The sequence below is a fragment of the Pseudomonas sp. Pdm06 genome (assembly GCF_014851795.1).
Lineage (GTDB): Bacteria > Pseudomonadota > Gammaproteobacteria > Pseudomonadales > Pseudomonadaceae > Aquipseudomonas > Aquipseudomonas fluorescens_AA.
Genome location: NZ_JACVAH010000012.1, coordinates 112929 through 139771, shown reverse-complemented (window position 1 = coordinate 139771; position 26843 = coordinate 112929). Strand labels below are relative to the sequence as shown.

Below are 26843 nucleotides of genomic sequence, written 5' to 3'. Positions count from 1 at the left end.
CTACCTCAGCTTCAGGGTGGCAAGGCCGATCAGCACCAGAATCACGGTGATGATCCAGAAACGGACGATCACACGCGGCTCGGGCCAGCCCTTGAGTTCAAAGTGGTGGTGAATCGGCGCCATGCGGAATACGCGGCGGCCGGTCAATTTAAAGGAAGCAACCTGAATGACGACTGACAGGGTCTCCATCACGAACACGCCGCCCATGATGAACAGGACGATTTCCTGGCGAACGATCACCGCGATGGTGCCCAGGGCCGCGCCCAGCGCCAGCGCGCCGACATCGCCCATGAAGACTTGCGCCGGGTAGGTGTTGAACCACAAAAAGCCCAGGCCGGCACCGATCAGTGCACCGCAGAACACGATCAGCTCGCCCGCCCCCGGCACATAAGGGATCAGCAGGTATTCGGCGAATTTCACGTTACCCGACAGGTAGCAGAAGATCCCCAGCGCGCCACCGACCATGACCGTCGGCATGATCGCCAGGCCGTCGAGGCCGTCGGTGAGGTTGACCGCGTTACTCGACCCAACGATGACCAGGTAGGTCAGCACGATGAAACCGGCGCCCAGCGGAATGCTGTAGTCCTTGAGCATCGGCAGGATCAGGGTGGTTTCCACCGGCGAGGCGGCGGTCATGTAAAGGAAGATCGCCGCGCCGAGGCCGAACACCGACTGCCAGAAATATTTCCAGCGGCTCGGCAGCCCCCGGGAGTTCTTCTCGATCACCTTGCGGTAATCGTCGACCCAGCCAATGGCACCGAAAAGCAAAGTCACCAACAGCACGACCCAGACGTAGCGGTTCGCCAGGTCGGCCCAGAGCAAGGTACTGATGCCGATGGACGACAGGATCAACGCGCCACCCATGGTCGGGGTGCCGGATTTGGACAGGTGCGATTGCGGACCGTCGTTACGGACCGACTGGCCGATCTGCAGGTTCTGCAGGGTGCGGATCATCCACGGGCCCAGGAACAGCGACAACGACAACGCGGTCAGCACACCCAGGATCCCGCGCAGGGTCAGGTACTGGAAGACCGCGAAGCCTTTGTGGAACTGTTGCAGGTACTCCGCTAGCAGCAGCAGCATTAATGTTTCTCCGTGGAGGCGCCGCACAGTGCCGCGACGATGTTTTCCATCGCTGCGCTGCGTGAGCCCTTGATCAATAAGGTGGTGTTCGGGTCCTGCTCGGCGCCCAGGGCCTGGATCAGTTCGGCTTGAGTGGTGAAATGCCGCGCGTGTTCGCCAAACGCGGCGACCGCATGGGCCATCATCGGACCGACCGCATACAGCGCATCGACCTTGCCGCGCGCATAGGCACCAACGTCGTGATGGCCCTGTTGCGCCCATTCGCCCAGTTCACCGATATCCCCCAGCACCAGCACGGTGCGGCCGGAGAAACCGGCGAGGATGTCCACGGCCGCGCACATGGACGACGGGTTGGCGTTGTAGGTGTCGTCGATCACGCGCATGCCGTTGCTGGCCAGTTGCGCGACGGAGCGCCCCTTGACCGGCTGCACGGCGTTCAGCCCGGCGACGATGCCCGGCAGCGACACGCCCAGGGCATGGGCGGCAGCCGCGGCGGCCAGGGCGTTGGCAACGTTATGGGTGCCCAGCAGGTTCAACTGGACCCGCTCGGCGCCGTCGGGGCTGTGCAGGTTGAAGGCCGGGCAACCGCGGGCATCACGATCCAGGTCGCTGGCGTAGAAATTCGCGGCGAGGTTGCTCAGGGCAAAGGTCAGCACCTTGCGCTCGCCTGCCCGGGTCTTCCAGATTTCGAAAGCCTTGTCATCGAGATTCAACACGGCGACGCCATCGGCATCCAGCCCCTCGATGATCTCGCCCTTGGCCTCGACAATTTTTTCCGGGCCGCCGAACTCGCCGACGTGGGCGGTACCGGCGTTGTTGAGCACCGCCACATGAGGCTTGGTCATCGCCACGGTGTAGGCAATCTCGCCAAGCCGCGAAGCCCCCAGCTCGATGACGGCGGCGCTGTGCTCCGGCGCCAGCTCCAGCAAGGTCAGCGGCACGCCGAGGTCGTTGTTCAGGTTGCCCCGGGTCGCCAGCACCGGACCGCGGGTGCGCAGGATGCTGGCGAGCATTTCCTTGACCGTGGTCTTGCCGCTGGAGCCGGTGATGGCGGCGACCGGGTTGCCATACGCCGCACGGTTCAGTGCACCGAGCTGGCCCAGGGCCTGGCGAGTGTCGTTGACGAGCAATTGCGGCAACGTGCTGTTGCTCACTTCCCGCTCGACCAGGGCCGCGACCGCACCTTTGCCCGCGACCTCGTTCAAGTAATCGTGACCGTCGAAACGCGGCCCGGCCAGGGCGACGAACAATTGCCCCGGTGCGATCGCCCGGCTGTCGATGCTGACGCCGTCGAAGCTGGCGTCCGCGGCGATGAGGCGCGCATTCAGGGCGTTGGTCAGTTCGCTGAGTTTCAGGGCCTTAAGCATGAGCCACCTCCCACGCGGTCAGGGCGTGATCGGCTTCCACCAGATCGGAGAACGCATGGCGTTCGCCGTTGATTTCCTGATAGTCCTCGTGGCCCTTGCCTGCCAGGACGATGACATCGTCCGCCGAAGCGCTGGCGATCAATTGGGCGATGGCCTGGCCGCGACCGGCGACGAAGTTGACCTTATCCACAGCGGTAAAACCGGCGCGGATGTCGTCGAAAATTCGCAGTGGGTCTTCGCTGCGCGGGTTGTCGTCGGTGACCAGCACACCGTCTGCCAGCCGCTCCACGACTTCGGCCATCAATGGGCGCTTGCCGCGATCACGATCGCCACCGCAGCCGAACAGGCACAGCAACTTGCCCTTGGCGTGAGGACGCAGGGCCGTGAGGACTTTTTCCAACGCGTCGGGGGTATGGGCGTAATCGACCACCACCAACGGTTGGGCCCCACCGCCCAGGCGCTGCATGCGCCCGGCTGGCCCTTCGAGCTTTGGCAACACCTTGAGAATTTCGTCCAGCGCATAGTCCAGGCCGAGCAAGGCGCCGATGGCCGCCAATACGTTGCTCAGGTTGAAGCGGCCGAGCAAAGGGCTGCGCACGTGGTGCTCGCCCTGGGGCGTGACCAGCGTGGCGCGTACGCCTTCGTCATTGAACTGCGCCTGACGTATATAAAGGTAGGCGCTGGTATCTTCCAGGCTATAGGTGATCAACCGGGACTCGCGCTTGTCGGCGGCCAGTTGCCGACCGAACTCGTCATCGAGGTTGATGACCCGGCATTTCAAGTCATTCCAGGCAAACAGCTTGGCCTTGGCTTCGCCGTAGGCCTGCATGGTGCCGTGGTAATCCAGGTGGTCCCGGGACAAGTTGGTCAACACCGCCACATCGAATGCCAGCGCCGTCACTCGGCCCTGGTCCAGGCCATGGGACGAGACTTCCATCGCAACGGCCTTGGCACCGGCCTTCTTCAGGTCCGCCAGGGTCGCTTGCACGGCAATCGGGTTCGGCGTGGTGTGCAGGCCGCTTTCCAGCGCGCCATGAAAACCGTTACCCAAGGTGCCGACAATCCCGCAATGCTGGCCGAGCAGGTCCAATGCCTGGGCCACCAGTTGGGTCACGCTGGTCTTGCCGTTGGTACCCGTCACGCCCACCAGGTTCAGGTGACGGCTCGGGTCGCCATAAAAACGCCCGGCGATGTCCGACAGCTGCGCCGCCAGGCCCTTGACCGGAATCAAGGGCACATCAGTGATGGGCAGCACGGTGGCACCTTGCACTTCATAAGCCACGGCAGCCGCGCCACGCTTCAAGGCGTCGGCGATATGGTCACGGCCATCGACACGGGCGCCCGGCACCGCCAGGAACAAGTCCCCGGCACGTACATTGCGGCTGTCCAGGGCCAATTCACGAATCAGCAGATCGTGACCGGCGTGGGCAAAAATCTTGTTCAGGCTCAGGGACATCAGCCACGCCCTCCTTCGGCTTTCAAGGGAACGACCGGTGCGGTATTGGCCTGCTGGGTCGGCGGCAGGTTATCCGGGGTAATGTTCATCAGGCGCAGGGTGCCGGACATCACTTTGCTGAACACCGGCGCCGAGACCAGGCCACCGAAATAACCCGCCTTGCTCGGTTCGTCGATGACCACGACGATGGCGTAGCGCGGGTCGCTCATCGGGCCGAAGCCGGCAAACAGCGAACGGTAGGAGTTCTCGGCGTAGCCTTTGGTGCCCACGGAGGTTTTACGGGCCGTACCCGATTTACCTGCCACGTGGTACGCCGGCACCTGGGCGCGATAGACACCACGCGGCGCCTCGATCACCTGCTGCAGCATGCCCTGCATGGTCTTGGCGACATTTTCCGGGATCACCTGGGTGGTCTGCGGCGCCTTGTCGGTCTTGATCAGGGTCAGCGGTGCCATGCGCCCGTTGTTCGCCAGGGCGGAAAACGCATGGACCAACTGGATCGCGGTCACGGAAACACCGTAGCCGTAGGACAACGTGGCGGTTTCAGCCTTGCGCCAGTCACGGTAGTTCGGCAGGTTGCCGACACGCTCGCCCGGGAAGCCCAGGCCGGTGTCCTGGCCGAGGCCGATTTTCTGGGCCAGGCGATAGATCGTTTCGCCGCCGATATCGAAGGCGATCTTGCTCATGCCGACGTTACTGGAGTTGATCAGGATGCCGGTCAGGTCAAGCACCGGACCTTCGGTCTTGGACACATCGCGGATGGTGTACTTGCCGATCTGCAGGGTGCCCGGGTACACCTCGACGGTGTCGCTCGGCTTCCAGCGCCCGGTTTCCAGGGCGGCGGCCATGGACACGGCCTTCATGGTCGAACCCGGCTCGAACACGTCGATCATCGCGCGGTTGCGCATCATCGCCGGCTGCAGGTTGCGACGGTTGTTCGGGTTGTAGGTCGGCTGGTTGACCATCGCCAGGATCTCGCCAGTCTTCACGTCCATGATCACCAGGCTGCCAGCCTTGGCACCGTTCTCGACGATGGCATTGCGCAGCTCGCGGTTGGCCAGGTATTGCAGGCGCAGGTCAATGGACAACGCCAAGGGCTTGCCGGCCTTGGCGTTTTTGGTGACTTGGACATCCTTGATCAGCCGGCCGCGCCGGTCCTTGATGACCTGTCGCTTGCCGGCGACCCCGGCGAGCCATTCGTCATAGGCCAGTTCGACACCTTCCCGGCCCCGGTCATCGATGTCGGTAAACCCGACCATGTGGGCCGTGACCTCACCGGCCGGGTAGAAACGCCGGAACTCCTCGATGCCGTAGACACCGGGTACTTTCAAATCGAGCACGCTCTGGCCCTGCTCGGGCGTCAAGCCGCGCACCAGGTAAATGAATTCCTTGTTGGCCTGGGCTTCGAGGCGCTCGGCCAGGGCCTTGGGGTCCTGCCCGAGGGCGGCGGCCAAGGCCGGCCATTTTTCCTTGGCCAGCTGCATTTCCTTGGCGTTGGCCCACAAGGTGGTCACCGGGGTACTCACGGCCAGGGGTTCGCCATTGCGGTCGGTGATCAGGCCTCGGTGAGCCGGGATCGGAATATGCCGCACACTGCGGGCATCGCCCTGCCCCTTGAGGAAGTCACGGTCGACGACCTGCAGGTCGATGATGCGCCACGAAATCGCCGCCACCATGATCCCGAGCAAGCCCAGGACCAGACGAAACCGCCACGGGAACAGCGCCCCTTCGAGTTTCATCATGGCGCCACCATCTGCACTTCGGCGGCGCCGGGAATGCGCATTTTCAACTGTTCGGTGGCCAGGACTTCGATACGGCTGTGGGCGGTCCAGGTGCTCTGTTCCAGGATCAAACGCCCCCACTCGGCCTGCGCCTTGTCGCGCACGCTGAGTTCGTTATAAAGGGTATTGAGCAACTGCCGGTTCCAGTGCGCGCTATAGGACACGGCGATGGCCGACACGAGCACGCCTATAAACAGCAGCAGCATGAAAAAGCTGCCGCCGGGCAGGGGCTTGGCGAAGAGCTTGCTCACCGCAACTTCTCCGCGACGCGCATGACGGCGCTACGGGCGCGTGGGTTGGCCTTGAGTTCGGCTTCGGAAGCGAACTGCGCTTTGCCATGGATCTTGATTTTCGGCACAAAGGCTTCGAAACGCACCGGCAGGTTGCGCGGCAGGTTATCGGCTTCACCCTTGGTGAGCTTGCGCATGAACAGCTTGACGATACGGTCTTCCAGGGAATGGAAGCTGATCACCACCAGACGACCGCCGATCTCCAGCGCCTCAAGCGCCGCTTCGAGACCCACCTGCAGATCGCCCAGTTCGTTATTGACGTGGATGCGCAGGCCCTGGAAAGCCCGGGTCGCCGGGTTCTTGCCCTTTTCCCAGGCCGGGTTGGCCACTTTCAACACCTCGGCCAGGTCGCCGGTGCGCTCGAAAGGCTTGATGTCGCGGCGCTCGACCACGGCGCGTGCCATGCGACCGGAGAAACGCTCTTCACCGTACTCCTTGAAGACACGGGCGATTTCTTCCACCGGGGCGGTGTTGACGAATTCGGCGGCGCTGATCCCGCGGGACGGGTCCATACGCATGTCCAGCGGGCCGTCATTGAGGAAACTGAAGCCGCGCTCCGGGTCGTCCAGTTGTGGCGACGACACGCCCAGGTCAAGCAGCACGCCACTGACCTTGCCGGCCAGGCCACGCTCGGCGACTTCCGCGCCCAGCTCGGCAAAGCTGCGCTGCACAACGACAAAGCGGCCGTCTTCGGCCGCCAGCGCTTGCCCGGTGGCAATCGCTTGAGGATCCTTGTCGAACCCCAGCAACCGGCCGTCCGGACCGAGCTGGCTGAGAATCAACCGGCTGTGTCCGCCACGCCCGAACGTGCCGTCCAGATAGCAGCCATCAGGACGTACGGCGAGAGCCTCGACGGCTTCGTCAAGCAGTACGGTGATGTGGTTAAAGCCGCTATCAATAGTCACAGGATCAAATCACGCAGTTCGTCAGGCATGGCGCCCGGTTGTTGAATAGCAGCGAGGTCAGCGGCAGAAACCGCATTCCAGGCATCTTCGTCCCACAGTTGGAACTTGTTCAGTTGGCCCACCAGCATCGCGCGCTTATCCAGCTTGGCGTACTCGCGCAGGCGCGGTGGCACCAGGAAACGACCGCTGCCATCGAGTTCGAGGTCGACGGCATTACCGATCAGCAAGCGTTGCAGACGGCGGTTTTCTTCACGCAGCGAAGGCAGTGCGCGCAGTTTGGTTTCGATGATTTCCCACTCATCCAGAGGGTAAACACACAAACATGGGTCAACGGCGTCGATCGTGACGATTAACTGCCCCGAACTTCGCGAAACGAGCTCGTCACGATACCGGCTGGGCATGGCGAGCCGGCCTTTTGCATCGAGACTGATAGCGTTAGCTCCGCGAAACACGTCAGCGTTTCTCCACTTTTTGGCGTTTTACCTTCAAAAAAACCCACTTCATGCCACTTTCCGCCACTTGCGCACACTATAGGAATGCGCCCACCGCACCGTCAAGGCGCGTAATGAAGGAAAAGCCTTATAGATCGGAGATTTAGGAGCGTTTCAGGAGGGGTAACAAGAATCTGACGTAGGAAAATTCGCCCCAACCTGAAGCAGCACAGGGGACTGCGCGCACAAGTTAAAGTGATTTGTTAAGAGTAAGATTTTTTTGGTCTTAGGAACTGCGTCTGCCAGTGATTCCGGCAGGAAGGGAAAAGGTGGAGAGTCGATCTGTAAGCCGGGTTCTGTCTTGAACAGTCATTCGTCTACGATGGCCATCACTGGACATCTTTAGCAACCTACCCGGTCCCAGCGCGGGCCACGCCTTGGGACCCTATTTGGTCTTGCTCCAAGTGGGGTTTACCTAGCCACGAACTGTTGCCAGCCGTGCGGTGCGCTCTTACCGCACCTTTTCACCCTTACCGGCGCCGAAACGCTTAGGCGGTTATTTTCTGTGGCACTTTCCGTAGGCTCACGCCTCCCAGGCATTACCTGGCACTTCGCCCTATGGAGCCCGGACTTTCCTCCCCCCCCTAATTCTCATAGAGGGCAGCGACTGTCCGATCGACTCTCCGCCGCGAAGGTTAACGGTAGAGCGCTTGAAGAACAAGCGCTAAAAGCCCCGGGCCAGCACCTTGTCCCGGTTTCACTGGTCTTTCTGTTTTCCCAGGGCGACCTGATACAGCACATTCTTGCGCTCGCCAGTGATCTGCGCCGCAAGGGCCGCGGCGCGCTTGAGGGGCATTTCCTCGAGCAGCAGGTTCAGGACGCGCATCGCCTCGCCGCTGACGGCATCCTCGCTTTGCGGCGGCGTCCAGCCCGCCACCAGCACGACGCACTCGCCGCGTTGCTGGTTGCTGTCGTTTTCCACAAAGGCGCGCAACTCGGTCAACGGCAGCCCCTTGAGGGTTTCAAAGGTCTTGGTCAACTCCCGGGCCAGCAGCGCCTGGCGTTCGGCACCGAACACCAGCTCCATGTCCTGCAGGCACTCCAGGATGCGGTGCGGCGCCTCATAGAAGATCAGCGTGCGCGGCTCTTCCTTTATAGCTTCCAGGCGCGCCCGCCGCCCCACCGCCTTGGCCGGCAGGAAACCTTCGAAGATGAAACGGTCCGACGGCAGGCCTGCCGCCGACAGCGCCGCGATCAACGCGCAAGCCCCCGGCACCGGCACCACGCTGATACCCGCCGCCCGGGCCTGGCGCACCAGATGATAGCCGGGATCGGAAATCAACGGCGTACCCGCATCGGAAATCAGCGCGATGTTATCGCCTGCCAACAGCCGGGTAATGAAACGACTGCCTTCGTCCCGCTCATTGTGTTCATGACAGGCCGCCAACGGTGTGGAGATGCCGAAATGTTGCAGCAGGCGCTGGGAGTGACGCGTATCTTCAGCCGCGATCAGCGCAACCTCCTGCAGGATTTTCAGCGCCCGGGCACTGATATCGTCCAGGTTGCCGATGGGCGTCGCCACCACATAAAGCGAGCCGGCAGCGGAATTCAAAGCACCTGGAGCAGTCAAAACGCGCACCTCATGATCGTAAAAACCGCCATTGTAGCGTGTGACGGCCGTCTCAGCTGTTCACCACAGAGGCAATACCCTGTCTTTTGTGGCGCGCCGCACTCTTTGAAATACCTAAATTGATCGATTCACGCCAGTAACATCGCGCCCCGGCCAGCGCTTGGGTACAATTCGACGCTAATTTGATCTCGTATCAGGAACACTTACATGATCGCTTGCCTGCGGCTGCTCTCCGCCCTCTGCCTCGCTGCCCTCCTGGCGGCCTGCGCCAGCTCGCCCTCGTCCAGCCTTGGCGAACTTCCACGGACCCCGGATGCCAGTATCGAGCAGTTGCTCGAACAGGCCACCCAAAGCAAAACCCCGGAAAAAGCCGCCCTGCTGCGCCTGAGCGCCGCAGACCTGGCCTACCGCCAGGGCAATGCCGGCCAGTCCGCACAGATCCTGCAACAAGTGCCGATGGAGCAACTCAAGCCCGGCCAGCAGATTTTCGCCAGCACGCTGTCGGCGGAACTGGCGATGACCCGCAACCAGCCCAAAGCCGCGCTGACCGCCCTGAGCCACCCAAGCCTGCAACACCTGAGCGAAATGCCAGTGGAGCAGCAGGTCCGCACCGGTACCGTCCGCGCCCGCGCGCTCGAAGCCGACGGCCAGACCCTGGCCGCCGCCAAGGAGCGCATCTTCATCGCACCCTTGCTGAAGGACGACGCCGCGGCGAAAAACCACGAAGCCATCTGGTCGCTGATCGCCTCACTGCCCACCGACCAGTTGCAGCCCGCCTCCAACGACGACCTCGGCGGCTGGTTGAGCCTGGCCCAGGCCGTCAAGACCGCCGGCACCCTGGAACAGCAGCAGGCGGCCATCGACCACTGGCGCGAACAGAACCCGAAGCACCCCGCCGCCCTGCAACTGCCGACACCCCTGGTCAAGCTCAAGGAACTGGCCAGCCAGCCACTGAGCAAGATCGCCCTGCTGCTGCCACAAAGTGGCCAGCTGGCAGCGGTTGCCAAGGCCTTGCGCGAGGGTTTCATGGCCGCGCACTACCAGGCCCAGCAGGCCGGGCAAACGCCGCCAAGCATCCAGTTCTATGACAGCGCCAGCCTGACCTCCATGGACGAGTTCTATCGCAAGGCCCAGGCCGACGGCGTGCAACTGGTCATCGGCCCGCTGGAAAAACCCCTGGTCAAGCAGATCAGCACCCGCCCGCAATTGCCAATCACTACCCTGGCGCTGAACTACAGCGAAGGCGAGCAAGGGCCACCGCAACTGTTCCAGTTCGGCCTGGCACCCGAGGATGAAGCTCGCGAAGTGTCCCGTCGCGCCCGCGCCGATGGCCTGCACCGCGCCGCCGCCATGGTACCGAAGGGCGAATGGGGCGATCGCGTACTGAAAGCCTTCAGCCAGGACTGGCAGGCCAACGGCGGCACCATCGTCGCGATCGAACGTGTCGACCAGCCGGTCCAACTGGCCCAGCAGATCGCCGACATGTTCCAGTTGCGCCAGAGCGAAGGTCGCGCCAAGAGCCTGCAAAGCACCGTTGGCACCACAGTCGCGGCCCAGCCGTCCCGTCGCCAGGACATCGAGTTCATCTTCCTGGCCTCGACACCGCAGCAGGCCCAGCAGATCAAGCCAACCCTGAACTTCCAATACGCCGGCGACGTACCGGTCTACGCGACGTCTTCGGTGTTCAGCGCCAGCGGCGACCAGAACCAGTACAACGACATGAGCGGCATCCGCTTCTGCGAAACCCCGTGGCTGCTCGACGCCAATGACCCGCTGCGCAAGCAGGTCACCGCGCAGTGGCCACAGGCGGGCGGCAGCCTGGGTCGGCTATACGCGATGGGCGCGGATGCCTATCGCCTGGCACCACGCCTGGGCCAACTCAAGACGCTGCCGGATAGCCGCATCGAAGGTTTGTCGGGCAGCCTGGCCGTGTCTTCCACCCAGCGTGTACAGCGTCAACTGCCATGGGCCGAGTTCGTCAACGGCCAGGTGCAGCGCCTGCCGGACACCCAGCGCTGATGCCTGACCGATCACGCCAGCAAAGCGGACGGGATGCCGAGGGCCAGGCCCTCGCGCATCTCCAGCAACACGGCCTGCGGCTGGTGGCGCAGAACTGGTTGTGCAAACGCGGCGAGCTTGATCTGGTCATGCTTGACGGCGATACAGTAGTATTCGTCGAAGTCCGCTACAGAAAAAATACCCAATGGGGTGGCGCGCTCGACAGCATTGACGAGCGCAAGCGCCAGAAGCTGGTGTTCGCCGCGCAGTATTTCCTGCAACGCGAGTCTCGCTGGGCCGATTACCCCTGCCGCTTCGACGTGGTTGCCATCGACAGCAACGCCGCCCAGTTGAACTGGCTGCAGAACGCCTTCGACAGTTGAGCGCCCATGCCGAGCCGGACACCTTCACCCAACTTTTTTGCTCTTTGCTTTGCGCGCCGCACATGTTTGTGCCTATAAGCCGCGCTACTTAAGGTCACACAGATGGACATGCAATCGCGAATTCGCCAGCTTTTTCAGGCCAGTATCGACACCAAGCAACAGGCGATGGACGTACTTGCACCGCACATCGAGCAAGCCAGCCAAGTGATGGTCAACGCCTTGCTCAACGAGGGCAAAATGCTTTCGTGCGGCAATGGCGGCTCGGCCGGCGACGCCCAGCATTTCTCGTCGGAGCTGCTCAACCGCTTCGAGCGCGAACGCCCGAGCCTGCCGGCGATCGCCCTGACCACCGACAGCTCGACGATCACCTCGATCGCCAACGACTACAGCTACAACGAAGTCTTCTCCAAACAGATCCGCGCCCTGGGCCAACCCGGCGATGTGCTGCTGGCAATTTCCACCAGCGGCAACTCGGCCAATATTATTCAAGCGATCCAGGCCGCACATGATCGCGAAATGATTGTCGTAGCATTGACCGGTCGTGACGGCGGTGGCATGGCATCACTGCTATTGCCTGAAGACGTCGAGATCCGCGTACCGGCCAATGTCACCGCACGTATCCAGGAAGTCCACCTGCTGGCGATCCACTGCCTTTGCGACTTGATCGACAGCCAACTGTTCGGGAGTGAAGAATGACCCCTAATCGCCTAGGCCTTCTGGCCCTGACCCTATGCCTCGGCATCAGCGGCTGCACATCGGTGGTTAACGCCAGCCGGGAAAAGCCGATTGAAGACGACCGCGGCACCCGCACCTTCGGCAGCAAGATCGACGACTCCCTGATTGAAACCAAGGTCGGCGTGAACATTGCCAAGGCCGACCCGGACCTGGACAACAACTCGCACATCGTCGTCACCAGCTTCAACGGTGTCGTACTGCTGGCCGGCCAGACCCCACGCGCAGACCTCAAGGCCAAGGCCGAGCAGGAAGCCAGCGCCGTACAGCGGGTCAAGACCGTGCATAACGAACTGCAGGTCCTGCAACCCTCCTCGGTGCTGGCGCGCCAGAACGATGCGTGGCTGACCACCAAGATCAAGACCCAGATGCTCACCGACGCCAGCATTCCTGGCTCGCGTATCAAGGTTGTGACCGAGAATGGCATCGTCTATCTGTTGGGCCTGCTGACCAAGCAGGAAGCCGCCCAGGCGACCAACCTGGTGCAGGGGGTTTCCGGGGTGCAGAAAATCGTCAAGTTGTTTGAATATATTGACTGAGGCGACTCGCGGCTCTTGAGGCTGCATGCGGCTGGAAAAAACGGCGCTCATCCATCACAGGGGAGCGCCGTTTTTTTGCTTGGTCGGGGGCGCCCAGATCAAAAGCAAAAGCGAGGCGGCCTTATAGCCGGCCTGTCTCCCCTGGCTGCACCCCAATCAACTGTGGGAGCGAGCTTGCTCGCGATTGCGGTGTATCAGCCAACATCGATGCTGCTGACCTGACGCCATCGCGAGCAAGCTCGCTCCCACAATGGGATCGGGTACAGCCGGAGGAGACAGGTCGGCTACAAGGCCGCCTCGCTTTTGCTTTGCTTTGCTTTTGCTTTTGATCTGGGCGCCCCATTAACCACGCCGGCCGAACGCAGGCATTGCGCAGTGGGCATCCCGGCATGGATGCCGGGATAGCCGCGCTGGGCCATGGATGGCCCTTCGCGGCGGCCCACGGAGCAATGCCGGAGTGAGGGAACACCGAGCCTAGGCGAGGTGCCTAGTGGTGGGGCAAAAAGCGTTTTGCTTACTTTTGCGCTTCTCAAAAGTGAGCCGCCGTAAGGGCGGAACCGCCAGTAGCCGTTACCGCAGAAACGGATATACACACCAATCCCCCAGCGAATACAGCAAAAAAATGCCCGCATCTCACGACACGGGCATTTTCCTCAGCGAACAGCGAACAGATTACCTGCTCCGCTACTTCACCACCTTAAGACTAGGCCGACCACTAGGCCGCGGCGGCTCGTCATCCGGCGGTGGCAGGTCATCATCCGGCTCGAACTCTTCTTCACCGTCCAGCGGCGCTTCCAGCTCAAACACCATGCCCTGGCCATTCTCCCGGGCATAAATCCCCAGAATCGCAGCAACAGGCACGTACAGGGTGTGTGGCACACCACCGAAGCGCCCTTCAAAACTGACGGCATCATTATCCATGTGCAAGTGACGCACAGCGGCTGGCGACACGTTCAGGACAATCTGCCCATCATTGGCAAAACCCTGTGGCACCTGCACCGATGGAAACTCGGCATTGACGAGCATGTGCGGGGTGCAATCATTGTCCACAATCCACTCGTAGAGCGCGCGGACCAGATAAGGTCGACTGGAGTTCATAGCGGCTCCCTAAGCCTTAGCGCATGTCGCGTTCGACACCAGACAGACTCGCCTGGAATGCCTCACGCGCAAATTGGCGCTCCATATAATCAAGCAGCGGCTTGGCAGGCCGCGGCAGTTCGATACCCAGAATCGGCAAACGCCAGAGTATGGGCAATAGGCAGCAATCCACCAGACTTTGTTCCTCACTGAGGAAAAACGGCTTGTCGACGAACAGCGGCGATACGCCCGTCAGGCTTTCACGCAATTCCTTGCGCGCCACGACCCGCGCCGGCTCCTTGGTCCGGGAATCCAGGATCAGATCCACCAACCCGCACCAGTCACGCTGGATACGATGGATCAGCAAACGGCTGTTGGCACGCGCGACAGGATAAACCGGCAGCAAGGGTGGATGCGGATAACGCTCATCCAGGTATTCCATCACCACGGTCGACTCCCACAACGCCAGGTCACGATCGACCAATGTGGGCAAGCTGCCGTAAGGGTTCACTTCGATCAGCTTCGGCGGCTGACGACCCGCTTCGACGTAAATGATCTCGGCGCTGACACCCTTCTCTGCCAGTACGATGCGTACCCGGTGGGAATAGTGGTCGGCGGGGTCGGAGTAACAGGCCAACCGATTGGTCACGCCCATGGCGATCCTCCTCGCTTGTTGAAATTATCGAAAAACGGAAAAACGAGCGCGCCCAGAGGGCGTCTCCCGTAACACCTGGCGGGCCAGGCTCGTTACATGTCTAGAGACGCCCTTGGGCGCGCACGATTCACAGCAATGGCTTACAGCTTTATCAATGCACGTCTTTCCAGTATTCACGCTTGAGCAGGTAAGCGAATACGAAGAAGAACGCCAGGTACAACAATACATAGGTACCGATGCGCTGATGCTCCAGCTTCACCGGGTTGGCCGAGTAGGCCAGGAAGGTCACCAGGTTCTTGACCTTCTCATCGAACTGCTCCGGGGTCAGGCTGCCGGTGTTCGGCAATACGGTCAGCTGGTCGCAGGCTTCATGGGTCAAAGCGGAGCCAGTCAGCGGATCGAATTGCTTTTTGCCGTCTTCAACGATCTGAACCTGTTTGCAGCCTACCACCTGGCGCCCCTGGAGGCCGACCAGAACGTTAGGCATGCCGACGTTCGGGAAGACCTTGTTGTTCACGCCCCAAGGACGTGCAGGGTCTTCGTAGAACGAACGCAGGTAACCGTAAAGCCAGTCGGTGCCACGCACGCGGGCCACCAGGGTCAGGTCCGGTGGCGCGGCGCCAAACCAGGTCTTGGCATCCGCAGGCTGCATGCCGATGGTCATGTGATCGCCCAGTTTGGCACCGGTGAACACAAGCTTCTCGAGCATCAGCTCATGGGGGATGCCCAGGTCATCGGCAACGCGCTCATAGCGCTGGAACTTGGCACTGTGGCAACCCATGCAGTAGTTGGCGAACGTACGTGCGCCGTCCTGCATGGCCGCTTTGTCGGAAACGTCGATGTCGACTTTTTCCAGCTCCGGACCACCGTGTTCAGCCGCGAAGGACAGTACAGGCATAGCAGCAAGAATCAGTACAGCAAATAGCTTTTTCATCAGCCAGTCACCCTTTCCGGAACCGGTTTGGTCTTCTCGAGCCTGGTGTAGAACGGCATCAGAATGAAGTAGGCGAAGTACAGGAAGGTGCAAACCTGCGACAGCAGCGTGCGTCCCGGTGTCGGTGCCAGTACGCCCAGCACGCCCAGGATCACGAACGAAATGCAGAACACCACGAGCCAGATCTTGCTCAGCCAGCCTTTGTAGCGCATCGACTTGACGGGGCTGCGGTCCAGCCACGGCAGGACGAACAGCACGGCGATGGCCGCGCCCATGGCGATAACGCCCAGCAGCTTGTCCGGGATCGCCCGCAGGATCGCGTAGAACGGCGTGAAGTACCAGACCGGGGCAATGTGCTCAGGAGTCTTGAACGCGTTCGCCTGCTCGAAGTTCGGCTTCTCGAGGAAGTAACCGCCCATTTCCGGGAAGAAGAACACGATGGAGCAGAAGATGAACAGGAAGACCACCACGCCGACGATGTCTTTCACGGTGTAGTACGGGTGGAAGGCGATGCCATCCAGCGGTACGCCGTTCTCGTCCTTGTGTTTCTTGATGTCCACGCCGTCCGGGTTGTTCGAGCCGACTTCGTGCAGCGCGAGGATGTGCAGCACCACCAGGCCGAGGATCACGATCGGCAGGGCGACCACGTGCAGGGCGAAGAAGCGGTTCAGGGTGATGCCCGAGATCAGGTAGTCACCACGAATCCACTGGGTCAGGTCGTCACCGATGACCGGGATCGCACCGAACAGCGAGATGATCACCTGGGCGCCCCAGTAGGACATCTGGCCCCACGGCAGCAGGTAGCCCATGAAGGCCTCGGCCATCAGCGCCAGGTAGATCAGCATGCCGAAGACCCACACCAGTTCACGCGGCTTCTGGTACGAACCGTAGAGCAAGCCACGGAACATGTGCAGGTAGACCACGATGAAGAACGCCGAAGCACCGGTGGAGTGCAGCAGACGCAGGATCGAGCCGTACTCGACGTCGCGCATGATGTATTCGACAGAGGCAAACGCTTCTTCCGCCGACGGGGTGTAGCTCATGGTCAGCCAGACACCGGTGACGATCTGGTTGACCAGAACGAGCAGCGCCAGGGAGCCAAAGAAGTAGAAGAAGTTGAAGTTCTTCGGAGCGTAGTACTTGCTGAGATGGTCTTCCCACATTTTGGTCGCGGGAAAGCGCGCATCAACCCAATCCATTAGTTTGCTCATCACGCTTTCTCCGTATCGACGCCAACGACAATGATGTCATCGGTCTCATAGGAATGCGGGGGAACTGGCAGGTTCAGAGGTGCAGGCTGCGACTTGTAGACGCGACCGGCCAGGTCGTAGTGGGAGCCGTGGCAAGGGCAGAAATAACCACCGACCCAGTCCTTGCCCAGGTCGGCAGGCGCCACTTCAGGACGGAACGTTGGCGAGCACCCCAGGTGCGTACAGATCCCGATCAGCAGCAGGACCTCTGGCTTGATCGAACGCGTCTGCGGGTCGACATAGGTCGGTTGCGTAGAGTTCTTGGAGGACGGGTCGGACAACTGACCCTCGATCTTTTTCAGATTCCCCAGGATTTCCTCTGTACGGCGGACGATGAACACCGGCTGGCCGCGCCACTCAGCAATCATCTGCTGGCCTGGCTCGATCTTGCTGACATTCACTTTCACCGGTGCACCTGCGGCTTTCGCCTTGGCGCTGGGAAACCATGACCCCACGAACGGGACCGCAGCCCCCACCGCTCCTGCAGCACCCACCACGGATGTGGCTGCTACCAGGAAGCGACGCCGGCCTGCATTCACGCCGTCATTGCTCATTCAGTCCTCTCCCATCAGCTTTGTGGCCTGTTAGATCAGGCGTCTACTAAGTAAAAATCTGAACTTATAAAAATTTTGCCGAATGGTAATGAAAAGCCCCAATTCTGACAAGGTAATTACCAAGCGGCCAAACCGCCAAGCCTTGTAGTATAGGGGCTCTACGAATGTGGCAAGTTGTCACAGAGCAATTCTTTTGCCCATAAAAAAACGCCCAGCTCCGTGAGGAACTGGGCGCCTTTTGAAAGCGGAAGCGAAATTAACGCTTCGAGTACTGCGGACGCTTACGCGCTTTACGCAGACCGACTTTCTTACGTTCAACTTCGCGAGCATCGCGAGTTACGAAGCCGGCTTTGCGCAGAGCACCACGCAGAGTCTCGTCGTAATCCATCAGGGCGCGAGTGATGCCGTGGCGGATTGCGCCAGCTTGACCACTTACACCACCACCGATAACAGTGACGTAGATGTCGAATTTTTCGACGGTCTCGGTCAGTTCCAGCGGCTGACGAACTACCATGCGGGCAGTTTCGCGGCCGAAGAAGTTATCCAGGGAGCGGTTGTTGATGGAGATGTTACCAGTGCCCGGACGCAGGAAAACGCGTGCGGTTGCAGTCTTGCGACGGCCAGTGCCGTAATTTTGAGTCGCCGACATAATGAACTATTCCGTTAAAACTTCAGTTCTTGGGGCTGCTGAGCAGTATGAGGGTGAGCAGCGCCCGCATAAACCTTCAGCTTACGATACATGTCGCGACCCAGTGGGTTCTTAGGCAGCATGCCTTTAACCGCGGTCTCGATCACGCGCTCAGGGGCTTTGGCGATCAGCTTTTCAAAGTTGATCGACTTGATGCCGCCAGGAAAACCGGAGTGGGAGTAGTACATTTTGTCAGTGGTTTTAGCGCCAGTAACACGTACTTGCTCAGCGTTGATCACGACGATGTAGTCACCGGTGTCAACGTGAGGGGTGTACTCAGGCTTGTGCTTGCCACGCAGACGGCTCGCGATTTCGGTGGCCAGACGACCCAGGGTCTGACCAGCAGCGTCGACGACAAACCAGTCGCGCTTTACTGTTTCCGGTTTAGCAGTAAAAGTTTTCATTCTTTATAGCCTCAGGGGCCGCCCTGTAAATTAGACGGCGGATCTTACTGAATAGTGCGTACTTTGACAAGTCAAAGGCAGCCGGATACAGACGCTTTCGGGGGCTCGGGTCGGCGCGTCCGTTCAACGGCAAGATTCTTCGGCGGCGGCGCATCACTTCCACTGCAGAAAGAGGTGCGCAATTATGCAGATTGCGAAAAATATTTCAACCTGCTTTTATGATTGTTTTGCCCAAGGAGTTCCCGATGGACTATCGCCAGCTAGGCCGTACCGATCTGAACGTGAGTGCCCTGTGCCTCGGCACCATGACCTGGGGTGAGCAGAACAGCGAGGCCGAGGCCTTCGCCCAGATCGAACGCGCCAAGGGTGCCGGCATCAATTTCATGGACACCGCCGAGATGTACCCGGTGCCCCCCAAGGCCGAGACCTACGCCACCACCGAGCGCTACATCGGCAATTATTTCAAAAGCCGCGGCGACCGTGCCGACTGGATCCTGGCGAGCAAGATCGCCGGTCCCGGCAACACCATCGACTACATCCGCGACAAGAACCTCAAGCACAACCGCCAGCACATCGTCGAAGCGGTGGACGCCAGCCTCAAGCGCCTGCAAACCGACTACATCGACCTCTATCAGTTGCACTGGCCGGAGCGCAGCACCAACTTCTTCGGTCAACTGGGCTACCAGCACAAGGCCGACGAAACGTTCACCCCACTGGAGGAAACCCTCGAAGCCCTGGACGAGCAGGTCCGGGCCGGCAAGATCCGCCACATTGGCCTGTCCAACGAAACACCGTGGGGCACCATGAAGTTCCTGGCCCTGGCCGAGGCCCGTGGCTGGCCGCGGGCGGTGTCGATCCAGAACCCGTACAACCTGCTTAACCGCAGCTTCGAGGTCGGTCTGGCGGAAATCGCTATCCGCGAACAGTGCGGCCTGCTGGCCTACTCACCCCTGGCGTTCGGCTTCCTGTCGGGCAAATACGAAAACGGCGCACGGCCCGCCAAGGGCCGCCTGACCCTGTACAGCCGCTTCATGCGTTACTTCAACCCGCAATCGGAAGCGGCCTGCAGCCGTTATGTGGCCCTGGCCCGCGAACATGGCCTGGACCCGGCGCAGATGGCCCTGGCGTTCGTCACCCAACAGCCGTTCGTGACCAGCAACATCATTGGCGCCACCACGCTGGAGCAACTGGACAGCAACATCGCCAGCGTCGACCTGAAGCTGTCGGACGAAGTGCTGGCGGGGATCGAGGCGATTCACAAGGATCAGCCGAACCCTGCTCCTTGATCGGCCGGTAAAAAGTCTTCGCGGGCAAGCCCGCTCCCACAGGGGATTTGTGTCTGAACACTCTTTTGTGATCGACGCAGGACTCCTGTGGGAGCGGGCTTGCTCGCGAAGACGATCTTGAGTTCACCCTGCATCAAAGCGACCGCGCAATGATCTCCTTCATGATTTCATTGGTCCCGGCATAGATCCGCTGCACCCGCGCATCCGCCCACGCCCGGGCAACCGGGTATTCCCACATGAAGCCGTAGCCGCCATGCAACTGCACGCACTCGTCGAGCACCTTGCATTGCAGGTCGGTACCCCAGTACTTGGCCATCGCCGCCGTCGGCACGTCCAGCTTGCCTTGCAGGTGCAATTCCAGGCAGCGGTCGACGAAGACCCGGCCAATCTGGATTTCGGTAGCCATTTCCGCGAGCTTGAAACGGGTGTTCTGGAAGTCGGCGATGGTTTTGCCGAACGCCTTGCGCTCGCGGGTGTAGTCCAGGGTCCATTGCAGCGCCGCTTCGGCCGAAGCCAGGCCGCCGATGGCGACGGTCAGGCGCTCCTGGGGGAGCTCTTGCATCAGGTAGGCAAAGCCCATTCCGGCCTGCCCGAGCAGGTTGTCCTTCGGCACGCGGACATCCTGGAAGAACAATTCCGACGTGTCCTGGGCCTTCATTCCGACTTTTTCCAGGCGCTTGCCCTTTTCGAAGCCCGGCGTGCCCGCCTCCACCAGGAACAGGCTGGTGCCCTTGGCGCCAGCCTTGGGATCGGTCTTGGCGACCACAATCACCAGGTCCGCCAGGAAACCATTGGTGATGAACGTCTTGGAGCCGTTGATGACGTATTCGTCACCGTCCAGCACCGCCGTGGTCTTCACCCCTTGCAGGTCGGAACCGGCGCCCGGCTCGGTCATGGCGATGGCCGTGACCATTTCGCCAGACACCAGTTTCGGCAGGTACTTGTGTTTCAACGCCTCACTGCCGTAATGCAGGATGTACGGCGCGACGATGTCGGAATGCAGCGAGAAACCGATCCCCGTCAGCCCCAGGCGACCGATCTCCTCGATCACCACCGTGCTGTAGAGGAAGTCCGCGTCCAGCCCGCCATAAGCCTCTGGAAGGTGCGAGCACAACATGCCCGCCTCCCCCGCCTTGTTCCAGAGCTGGCGATCGACATGCCCCTGTTTTTCCCACTGACTGTGGTACGGCACGGCTTCTTTTTCGAGGAAGGTTCGTACGCTGTCGCGAAACAATTCGTGCTCGGGACTGAACAGTGTTCTTGGGATCATGGCGCACCTTTGATTATTGTTGGACGTGGTTATCCGACAGAGCCTAAGCCTGCGGTGTACGACAGGACACTGGACACATCCGACAAAAAATAAGACGATCCAGCCGTCTAGTGACCACTTTCCCCTATAAAAATAAAGATGAATTATGTCTATGCACGCCTCCACGCCCTTGCGGCGCGTCAGCATCCTGGCAATCGACCGGGTCTTCGCCTTCACCCTCATGCAAGCCAAGGATTTTTTCCACCTGGCCAGCCTGCGCTATGGCAAACAGCTGGGCCACGGTCTGACACCGGCGTTTGAAACCCGGCTGGTCAGCCCCGATGGCAAACCGGTGAACAGCTTCAGCGATGTGATCATGCCGGTGGACGGAGGCCTGGAAAACACCGACGTCATCATCCTGCCGGCCTTCTGGGATGATTTCGCCAGCCTCTGCCAACGCTACCCCCAGGTACTGCCCTGGCTACGCGAACAACACGCTCGCGGCGCGGTCCTCTGCGGCGAAGCCACCGGGGTGTTCTGGCTGGCCGAAGCCGGTCTGCTCGACGGCAAGGAAGCGACCACCTACTGGCGCTTCTTCAATGCCTTCAAGGAGCGCTTCCCCCAGGTGCACCTGAACCAGGACAAGCACCTGACCGACGCCGACAACCTGTTTTGCGCCGGCGGCACGACCTCAGCCTGCGACCTCTACATTTACCTCATTGAACGCTTCTGCGGCGCCAATGTGGCCCAGGCCGTGGCGCGGGACATCCTGTATGAAGTGCAACGCAGCTATTCGCCGGGACGGATCGGCTTTGGCGGGCAGAAACTGCATCAGGACGTGATCATCCTGCAGATCCAGCAGTGGCTCGAAGAGCACTTCGCCGATAAATTCCGCTTCGAGGATGTTGCCCGGGAGCATGGCATGAGCATCCGCAATTTCATGCGCCGCTTCCAGACTGCCACGGGCGACAAGCCGCTGCATTACCTGCAACGACTGCGGATCGAAACCGCCAAGGGCCTGCTCTCCGGCAGCCGCAAGAGCATCAAGACCATCAGCTACGAAGTCGGCTACGACGACGCGAGCTTTTTCGCACGGTTGTTCCGGCAACATACCGACCTGTCGCCGAACCAGTATCGGCAGCAGTTTCAGCAGGCGGCGTGAACCAGAGCTGAATGCAATCCCATGTGGGAGCGGGCTTGCTCGCGAAAGCGGTGGGTCAGCTTGCATTTATGCTGAACATGCCGCCCCCTTCGCGAGCAAGCCCGCTCCCACAGGGTCATGTAGTGAACTGCTAAATTTCGCACGCAAAAAAGCCTGCAATCGCAGGCCTTTTTTTGCTTTGCGAATCGCCCTACGGCTTATGCGCTCGCGCCAGGAATTCGTGGGACTGCATCTCCAGCAAACGACTCAAGGTCCGCTGGAACTCGAAGGTCAGGCGACCGCCGGTGTAGAGGTCCTTGAGTTCGACTTCGGCCGAAATGATCAGCTTCACGTTACGGTCGTAGAACTCGTCGACCATGTTGATGAAGCGACGGGCGATGTCGTCGGTGGTGACGCTCATCTGCTCGACGCCGCTGAGCAACACGGCGTGGAAGATCTTGCCCAGCTCGATGTAGTCGTTCTGGCTGCGCGGGCCGTCGCACAGTTCGCGGAAGTCGAACCAGGCCACGTCGTCACAGGTGCGGATGGCGCGGATTTCGCGGTTTTCGATGATCAGCACATCGTTTTCCACCGCCTGGGTGCATTCCGGCGTCAGGGCGCGGAAGCTCTTGCGCAGGCTTTCTTCGGCGGCGGCATCCAACGGAAAGTGGAACAACTCCGCTTGTTCGAGGTGACGCAGGCGGTAGTCGACGCCGCTGTCGACGTTGACGATTTCGGTGTGTTCCTTGATCAGCGCGATGGCCGGCAGGAACCGCGCCCGCTGCAGGCCGTCCTTGTACAGGCCGTCCGGCACGATGTTCGAGGTGGCGACCAGGGTCACGCCATTCTTGAACAGCTCTTCCATCAAGGTGCCCAGGATCATGGCGTCGGTGATGTCGGAAACGAAGAACTCATCGAAGCAGATCACCCGGGTCTCGTCGGCAAAACGCTTGGCGATGATGGTCAGCGGGTTCTTCTCGCCCCCCAGGGTCTTCATTTCCTCGTGCACGCGCTTCATGAAGCGGTGGAAGTGCGTGCGTGTCTTTTCCTTGAACGGCAGCGCTTCGAAGAAGGTGTCCACCAGGTAGGTCTTGCCACGGCCAACGCCGCCCCAGAAATACAGGCCCTTGACCGGTGCCAGGTCTTTTTTGCCGAACAGTTTGCCCAACAGGCCCGGCTTGTTGTTCGAGGCCGCGACCAAGTCGTCGTACAGGCGCTGCAAATGCCGCACCGCCGTTTCCTGGGCTGCGTCGTGGAAGAACTCCGGGCGTTTCAGATCAGCTTGATATCGTTCTAGGGGCGTCATATTCGTTAGCAAGGCAACAAAAACGGGCCGTCACTGTAGCGATGGCCCAGAGGAATGGCAATCGGCCCTTATTCGGGCCGATGGTCGGGTAGCGCGCCTGAATCAGTCCTGGGCAGGCGTCAGGGCAACGCGCAGCGTATCGATGGCCGTATCCCGGGCGGCGCTGTCGGCGAAGGCCGGGCTGTTCGCCACGCACTCACCGTCGAGCCAGACACTGAAACCCAGGTCGTCGCTGCGTACGTCCAAGGGTTGGCCGGATTGCAATTGCTTGGTCACCTGCCCTGCGGTCTTGCCGTCGGCAAAATTGTTCGAGAGCAACAGTTGCTCGCCATCGGCAGAAAGCAGGCGGAAACGGAAACTGCCGTCATCCTCGCGGAAGCTGACGAAACGTGCGGCCTTGGCCGCTTTCTTTTTGGCCTGGGTTGCCACCTGGACCTGGCTGACGAACGAACGCAGGCCAACGGCCTCGCGCAGTTCGTTGAGGAACGGCGTTGCCACGGCCCGGGCCTTGCTCGCGCCCAGTTGCAGGATATCTTCAAGGTCCGACGGACGTTCGATGAACTGGTGATAGCGCTCGCGCGCTTCACCCAGCTCGTTGTCGAGCAACTGGAACAGGCGGTTCTTGGCTTCGCCCCAACCCAGGCCTTGCAGCAGTTCGCTGCGGAACTCGGCGGACTGTTCGGCAGTGGCGAAGGCCTGGAACAGGGTGAACAGGTGCGAATTGTCCGGATCCTTGGCTTCGCCCGGGGCACGGGAGTCGGTGACGATCCGCGAGATCGCGTCCTTCATGTCCTTGGCGCTGCTGAACAATGGGATGGTGTTGTCGTAGCTCTTGGACATCTTGCGGCCATCTAGGCCCGGCAACGTGGCCACGCTTTCTTCGATCAGCGCCTCGGGCATGGTGAAGAACTCCTTGCCCTGGCCGAACAGGTGATTGAAGCGCTGGCCGATGTCACGGGCCATTTCCACGTGCTGGATCTGGTCGCGGCCGACCGGGACCTTGTGGGCGTTGAACATCAGGATGTCGGCGGCCATGAGGATCGGGTAGCTGTAGAGGCCCATGGTGACACCGGCGTCCGGGTCTTCACCGGCCTCGACATTCTTGTCCACCGAAGCCTTGTAGGCGTGGGCACGGTTGAGCAGGCCCTTGGCCGCGACGCAGGTCAGCAGCCAGGTCAGTTCCGGGATCTCGGGAATATCGGACTGGCGATAGAACGTCACGCGCTCCACGTCCAGGCCGCCGGCCAGCCAAGTGGCGGCGATCTCCAGGCGCGAACGCTGGATACGCAGCGGGTCATCGCACTTGATCAGGGCGTGGTAGTCGGCCAGGAAGTAGAACGAATCGGCGTTGCTGTCGCGGCTGGCGAGAATCGCCGGACGGATGGCGCCGGCATAGTTGCCCAGGTGCGGGGTGCCGGTGGTGGTGATGCCGGTCAGGATACGGGTACGCGTCGTCATGGGTTATCGCTTGTCAGACTGCTATCAATTCGAGAGGCGCGGCAGGATCAGATCCTTGAGATCGGTCAGCTTGCCATGAAAAAAGTGTCCGCATTCTGCCACTTTCAGCAGCTCATGGGGGCGTTGGAGCGTGTCGGACCATTCGTAAACCAGCTGCGGATCGACCACTTCGTCGGTTTCCGGCTGGATCACGGTCAACTCGCCACCGGTCGGCAAGGGCGATCGCTCGTCCAGGCGCATCACCGCCGGGGCCACCATGAACAGGTGCTTGACCGGTTGCCCCTGGGCTTCCAGGCGCCCGCCCAGGCTGGCGGCGACAAAGCCGCCGAAGGAAAAACCGAACAGGGTCAGGGGCAATTGCGGGTATTTTTCACGCAACCATTGGGCGACAGCCTGGGCGTCATCCACTTCGCCGGTGCCCATGTCATGAGTGCCGGCACTGGCACCCACGCCACGATAATTGAAACGCAACGTAACGAGCCCAGCATCGCGGGCAGTGCGTTGCAGGGTCGAGACCACTTTGTTGAGCATGGTCCCGCCCTGCACCGGGTTCGGGTGGCAGATCAGCGCCAGGCCACGGGGGGCCTCGCTGTCCAGGTATAAGGCTTCCAGTTGGCCCACGGGGCCATCGATGACGACAGGGGTTTCGCGCATAAGCAAGGGAAAGAACTCCGTGACCCCGAATTGGGTCGACTCGTCTAGCTAAAGTCTGTGCCTGGCATGATTGCGATGTTCTTCGCGGTATACAGCGCAGGTCCGAGCCGTTAACGTAAAGCAAAGCCGTTTATAGAGGAAGGACTCGTGGAACACTCGCTCTTAGTTTGGTTGTTGCCGACTCTTGCCCTGGTTGCCGGTGTCGCCATTGGATTCCTGCTTGCCCGACTGCTGCCCAATGCGGTGCCCAACAGCACGCAACGTCAGCTGGACGACATTCAGGAACGTTTCGACAGTTATCAGAATGAAGTGGTCACCCACTTCAACAGCACCGCTTCTCTGGTGAAAAAACTCACCCAGAGCTACCAGGATGTCCAGGATCATTTGTCCGAGGGTGCCAATCGCCTGGCCCTGGACGAGCAGACTCGCCAGCGCCTGCTGGCCGCCCTGCAAGCCGATGCGGCACAGACTCCACGGGAACGCCTGACCCCACCAAAAGGGATCCAGGAACCGCCGCGGGACTACGCCCCCAAGGCCCCGAATTCGCCCGGCATGCTCGATGAGCATTACGGTTTGAAGAAGTAATTTGCGAGCGACACCAAAAGCCCGCCCGATCACATGATCGGGCGGGCTTTTTTTTAGTCCAGGAAAATCCCTCCCCCTGTGGGAGCGAGCTTGCTCGCGATGATGGCGGCACATCCCACATCACCGGCTCAGACAGACCGCTATCGCGAGCAAGCTCGCTCCCACAGGGGTTGGCGCCAGCCACAAAAAACGGGGGCCCTGTTTCCAGAGCCCCCGTTTCATTTACCGCCCAGCCGTTATGGGTACTGTTGGTAAGTCTGCCCCTGCTGCTGCGGCGCCTCCTGATATTGCTGGCCAGGAATGGCCTTGAGGTTGACCTCGACACGACGGTTTTGCGCGCGGCCATTGACGTCGGCGTTGCTGGCCACCGGGTTGTCCGGGCCGGCGCCACGGGCCGAGAGGTTGGCACCGCTCACGCCCTGGGACGTCAGGTAGGTCGCCACGCTCTGGGCACGGCGCTGGGACAGGTCCATGTTGTGCTGGCGGCTGCCGGTGCTGTCGGTGTAACCGACGATCTCGATCTGGTTCTGGTTGAACTCCTTGAGGGAGTTGGCCAGGTTGTTCAGCGGCTGGTAGAAGCTGGACGCGATGTTCGCCGAGTCGGTGGCGAAGGTGATGTTGCCCGGCATGATCAGCTTGATCTGGTCGCCCTGGCGCTGCACTTCAACGCCAGTATTGGCCATGCTGGCGCGCAGTTTCTTTTCCTGCTGGTCGGCGTAGTAACCGTAGCCGGCCGCGGAAGCCCCCACCACCGCCGCACCGATCAACGCACCCTTGCCCCGGTTATCGTGACCGATGGCCGCACCGGCCAACGCCCCCGCCAGCGCACCGAGGCCGCCGTACTTGGCGGTTTTGCTCATGCCCGACGATTCGGTAGAGGCCTGGCCCTGGTTGTCATAGGGGTTAGGCGACGCACAGCCGGACAACAAGGCCACAGCAGTAGCGACAACGATCAAGCGACGCGAGGTGAACATGGAATGCTCCTGGTTTTCAGTCTGAAGTGCCAG

The 26843-nt window shown here is 61.0% G+C and carries 27 protein-coding genes and 1 other RNA gene; 7 read left to right on the top strand and 21 right to left on the bottom strand.

What is annotated here, in order from left to right; all coding sequences use genetic code 11:
* From mraY to rsmI, 9 genes are all read right to left on the bottom strand, one after another.
* Positions 1-1083: a phospho-N-acetylmuramoyl-pentapeptide-transferase gene (gene mraY / locus IB266_RS19860; RefSeq protein WP_003205349.1), complete on the bottom strand. Its 1083-nt coding sequence runs from the start codon at positions 1081-1083 to the stop codon at positions 1-3.
* Positions 1083-2450, bottom strand: coding sequence for a UDP-N-acetylmuramoyl-tripeptide--D-alanyl-D-alanine ligase (locus IB266_RS19855; RefSeq protein ID WP_060740754.1), 1368 nt, complete (start codon positions 2448-2450; stop codon positions 1083-1085). The genes mraY and IB266_RS19855 overlap by 1 nt, the downstream gene beginning before the upstream one ends.
* Positions 2443-3906 (bottom strand): UDP-N-acetylmuramoyl-L-alanyl-D-glutamate--2,6-diaminopimelate ligase, encoded by a 1464-nt coding sequence (locus tag IB266_RS19850; protein WP_192262173.1) that lies wholly within the window; start codon positions 3904-3906, stop codon positions 2443-2445. The genes IB266_RS19855 and IB266_RS19850 overlap by 8 nt, the downstream gene beginning before the upstream one ends.
* The gene (locus tag IB266_RS19845; RefSeq protein WP_170842280.1) at positions 3906-5645 is read right to left on the bottom strand and encodes a peptidoglycan D,D-transpeptidase FtsI family protein; all 1740 of its coding nucleotides are present in this window, start codon (positions 5643-5645) and stop codon (positions 3906-3908) included. Before IB266_RS19845 ends, IB266_RS19850 begins: the two co-directional genes overlap by 1 nt.
* A complete protein-coding gene (ftsL, locus tag IB266_RS19840; protein ID WP_003178214.1) occupies positions 5645-5938 on the bottom strand; it encodes a cell division protein FtsL in 294 nt (97 codons plus the stop codon). Before ftsL ends, IB266_RS19845 begins: the two co-directional genes overlap by 1 nt.
* Entirely contained in the window at positions 5935-6882 is a 948-nt protein-coding gene (rsmH, locus tag IB266_RS19835; RefSeq protein WP_060740751.1) for a 16S rRNA (cytosine(1402)-N(4))-methyltransferase RsmH, read from the bottom strand. Before rsmH ends, ftsL begins: the two co-directional genes overlap by 4 nt.
* Positions 6879-7334 carry a division/cell wall cluster transcriptional repressor MraZ gene (gene mraZ, locus IB266_RS19830; RefSeq protein ID WP_003205355.1) on the bottom strand — a complete coding sequence of 152 codons (456 nt, stop codon included), beginning with the start codon at positions 7332-7334 and terminating at the stop codon, positions 6879-6881. Before mraZ ends, rsmH begins: the two co-directional genes overlap by 4 nt.
* A gap of 308 nt (positions 7335-7642) precedes the next feature.
* Positions 7643-7996, bottom strand: an RNA gene (gene rnpB, locus IB266_RS19825) — RNase P RNA component class A.
* 74 nt (positions 7997-8070) lie between these two features.
* The gene (gene rsmI, locus IB266_RS19820) at positions 8071-8943 is read right to left on the bottom strand and encodes a 16S rRNA (cytidine(1402)-2'-O)-methyltransferase (protein ID WP_225613596.1); all 873 of its coding nucleotides are present in this window, start codon (positions 8941-8943) and stop codon (positions 8071-8073) included.
* 207 nt (positions 8944-9150) lie between these two features.
* Here rsmI and IB266_RS19815 point away from each other — a divergent pair, with 207 nt between their 5' ends.
* From IB266_RS19815 to IB266_RS19800, 4 genes are all read left to right on the top strand, one after another.
* Positions 9151-10962 (top strand): penicillin-binding protein activator, encoded by a 1812-nt coding sequence (locus IB266_RS19815; RefSeq protein WP_192262172.1) that lies wholly within the window; start codon positions 9151-9153, stop codon positions 10960-10962.
* Positions 10962-11324 (top strand): YraN family protein, encoded by a 363-nt coding sequence (locus IB266_RS19810; protein ID WP_060740748.1) that lies wholly within the window; start codon positions 10962-10964, stop codon positions 11322-11324. The genes IB266_RS19815 and IB266_RS19810 overlap by 1 nt, the downstream gene beginning before the upstream one ends.
* Before the next feature lie 102 nt (positions 11325-11426).
* On the top strand, positions 11427-12020 hold the full coding sequence (locus IB266_RS19805) for a phosphoheptose isomerase (RefSeq protein WP_007928463.1): 594 nt from the start codon (positions 11427-11429) through the stop codon (positions 12018-12020).
* Positions 12017-12595: a BON domain-containing protein gene (locus IB266_RS19800; protein WP_192262171.1), complete on the top strand. Its 579-nt coding sequence runs from the start codon at positions 12017-12019 to the stop codon at positions 12593-12595. Before IB266_RS19805 ends, IB266_RS19800 begins: the two co-directional genes overlap by 4 nt.
* A gap of 684 nt (positions 12596-13279) precedes the next feature.
* On the opposite strand, the gene IB266_RS19795 is transcribed toward IB266_RS19800, so the two are convergent.
* The 7 genes from IB266_RS19795 to rplM all read right to left on the bottom strand — a co-directional run bounded on the left by IB266_RS19795 (position 13280) and on the right by rplM (position 18157).
* A complete protein-coding gene (locus IB266_RS19795) occupies positions 13280-13693 on the bottom strand; it encodes a ClpXP protease specificity-enhancing factor (protein ID WP_053124982.1) in 414 nt (137 codons plus the stop codon).
* 16 nt (positions 13694-13709) lie between these two features.
* Positions 13710-14327 carry a glutathione S-transferase N-terminal domain-containing protein gene (locus tag IB266_RS19790; RefSeq protein ID WP_003178195.1) on the bottom strand — a complete coding sequence of 206 codons (618 nt, stop codon included), beginning with the start codon at positions 14325-14327 and terminating at the stop codon, positions 13710-13712.
* A 151-nt stretch (positions 14328-14478) separates the two neighbouring features.
* Positions 14479-15261: a cytochrome c1 gene (locus IB266_RS19785; RefSeq protein WP_060740747.1), complete on the bottom strand. Its 783-nt coding sequence runs from the start codon at positions 15259-15261 to the stop codon at positions 14479-14481.
* Positions 15261-16472, bottom strand: a complete 1212-nt coding sequence (locus IB266_RS19780; RefSeq protein WP_030138561.1) for a cytochrome b — start codon at positions 16470-16472, stop codon at positions 15261-15263. Before IB266_RS19780 ends, IB266_RS19785 begins: the two co-directional genes overlap by 1 nt.
* Positions 16472-17065 (bottom strand): ubiquinol-cytochrome c reductase iron-sulfur subunit, encoded by a 594-nt coding sequence (gene petA, locus IB266_RS19775; protein ID WP_060740746.1) that lies wholly within the window; start codon positions 17063-17065, stop codon positions 16472-16474. Before petA ends, IB266_RS19780 begins: the two co-directional genes overlap by 1 nt.
* 256 nt (positions 17066-17321) lie before the next feature.
* Positions 17322-17714, bottom strand: coding sequence for a 30S ribosomal protein S9 (rpsI, locus tag IB266_RS19770; protein ID WP_003205364.1), 393 nt, complete (start codon positions 17712-17714; stop codon positions 17322-17324).
* 14 nt (positions 17715-17728) lie between these two features.
* Positions 17729-18157, bottom strand: a complete 429-nt coding sequence (gene rplM, locus IB266_RS19765; protein ID WP_003205365.1) for a 50S ribosomal protein L13 — start codon at positions 18155-18157, stop codon at positions 17729-17731.
* Positions 18158-18402: 245 nt separating this feature from the next.
* On the opposite strand from rplM, the gene IB266_RS19760 reads away from it, so the two are divergent.
* Positions 18403-19443, top strand: a complete 1041-nt coding sequence (locus IB266_RS19760; RefSeq protein WP_192262170.1) for an NADP(H)-dependent aldo-keto reductase — start codon at positions 18403-18405, stop codon at positions 19441-19443.
* A gap of 133 nt (positions 19444-19576) precedes the next feature.
* Here IB266_RS19760 and IB266_RS19755 read toward each other — a convergent pair whose 3' ends face one another.
* Positions 19577-20713 (bottom strand): acyl-CoA dehydrogenase family protein, encoded by a 1137-nt coding sequence (locus IB266_RS19755; RefSeq protein WP_192262169.1) that lies wholly within the window; start codon positions 20711-20713, stop codon positions 19577-19579.
* A 244-nt stretch (positions 20714-20957) separates the two neighbouring features.
* Between IB266_RS19755 and IB266_RS19750 the strand changes: the two genes are divergently transcribed.
* Positions 20958-21854, top strand: coding sequence for a GlxA family transcriptional regulator (locus IB266_RS19750; protein ID WP_173667209.1), 897 nt, complete (start codon positions 20958-20960; stop codon positions 21852-21854).
* A gap of 190 nt (positions 21855-22044) precedes the next feature.
* Here IB266_RS19750 and zapE read toward each other — a convergent pair whose 3' ends face one another.
* The 3 genes from zapE to IB266_RS19735 all read right to left on the bottom strand — a co-directional run bounded on the left by zapE (position 22045) and on the right by IB266_RS19735 (position 25251).
* Complete coding sequence (gene zapE, locus IB266_RS19745; protein WP_192262168.1) at positions 22045-23139, bottom strand: cell division protein ZapE; 1095 nt, start codon at positions 23137-23139, stop codon at positions 22045-22047.
* Positions 23140-23241: 102 nt separating this feature from the next.
* Positions 23242-24597: a tryptophan--tRNA ligase gene (locus tag IB266_RS19740; protein WP_192262167.1), complete on the bottom strand. Its 1356-nt coding sequence runs from the start codon at positions 24595-24597 to the stop codon at positions 23242-23244.
* A gap of 24 nt (positions 24598-24621) precedes the next feature.
* On the bottom strand, positions 24622-25251 hold the full coding sequence (locus IB266_RS19735) for an alpha/beta hydrolase (RefSeq protein ID WP_060740740.1): 630 nt from the start codon (positions 25249-25251) through the stop codon (positions 24622-24624).
* Between the two features lie 147 nt (positions 25252-25398).
* Between IB266_RS19735 and IB266_RS19730 the strand changes: the two genes are divergently transcribed.
* The gene (locus tag IB266_RS19730) at positions 25399-25836 is read left to right on the top strand and encodes a YhcB family protein (protein ID WP_003205372.1); all 438 of its coding nucleotides are present in this window, start codon (positions 25399-25401) and stop codon (positions 25834-25836) included.
* 236 nt (positions 25837-26072) lie between these two features.
* Here IB266_RS19730 and IB266_RS19725 read toward each other — a convergent pair whose 3' ends face one another.
* Entirely contained in the window at positions 26073-26810 is a 738-nt protein-coding gene (locus IB266_RS19725; RefSeq protein ID WP_063324469.1) for an OmpA family protein, read from the bottom strand.
* Positions 26811-26843: the final 33 nt, after the last annotated feature.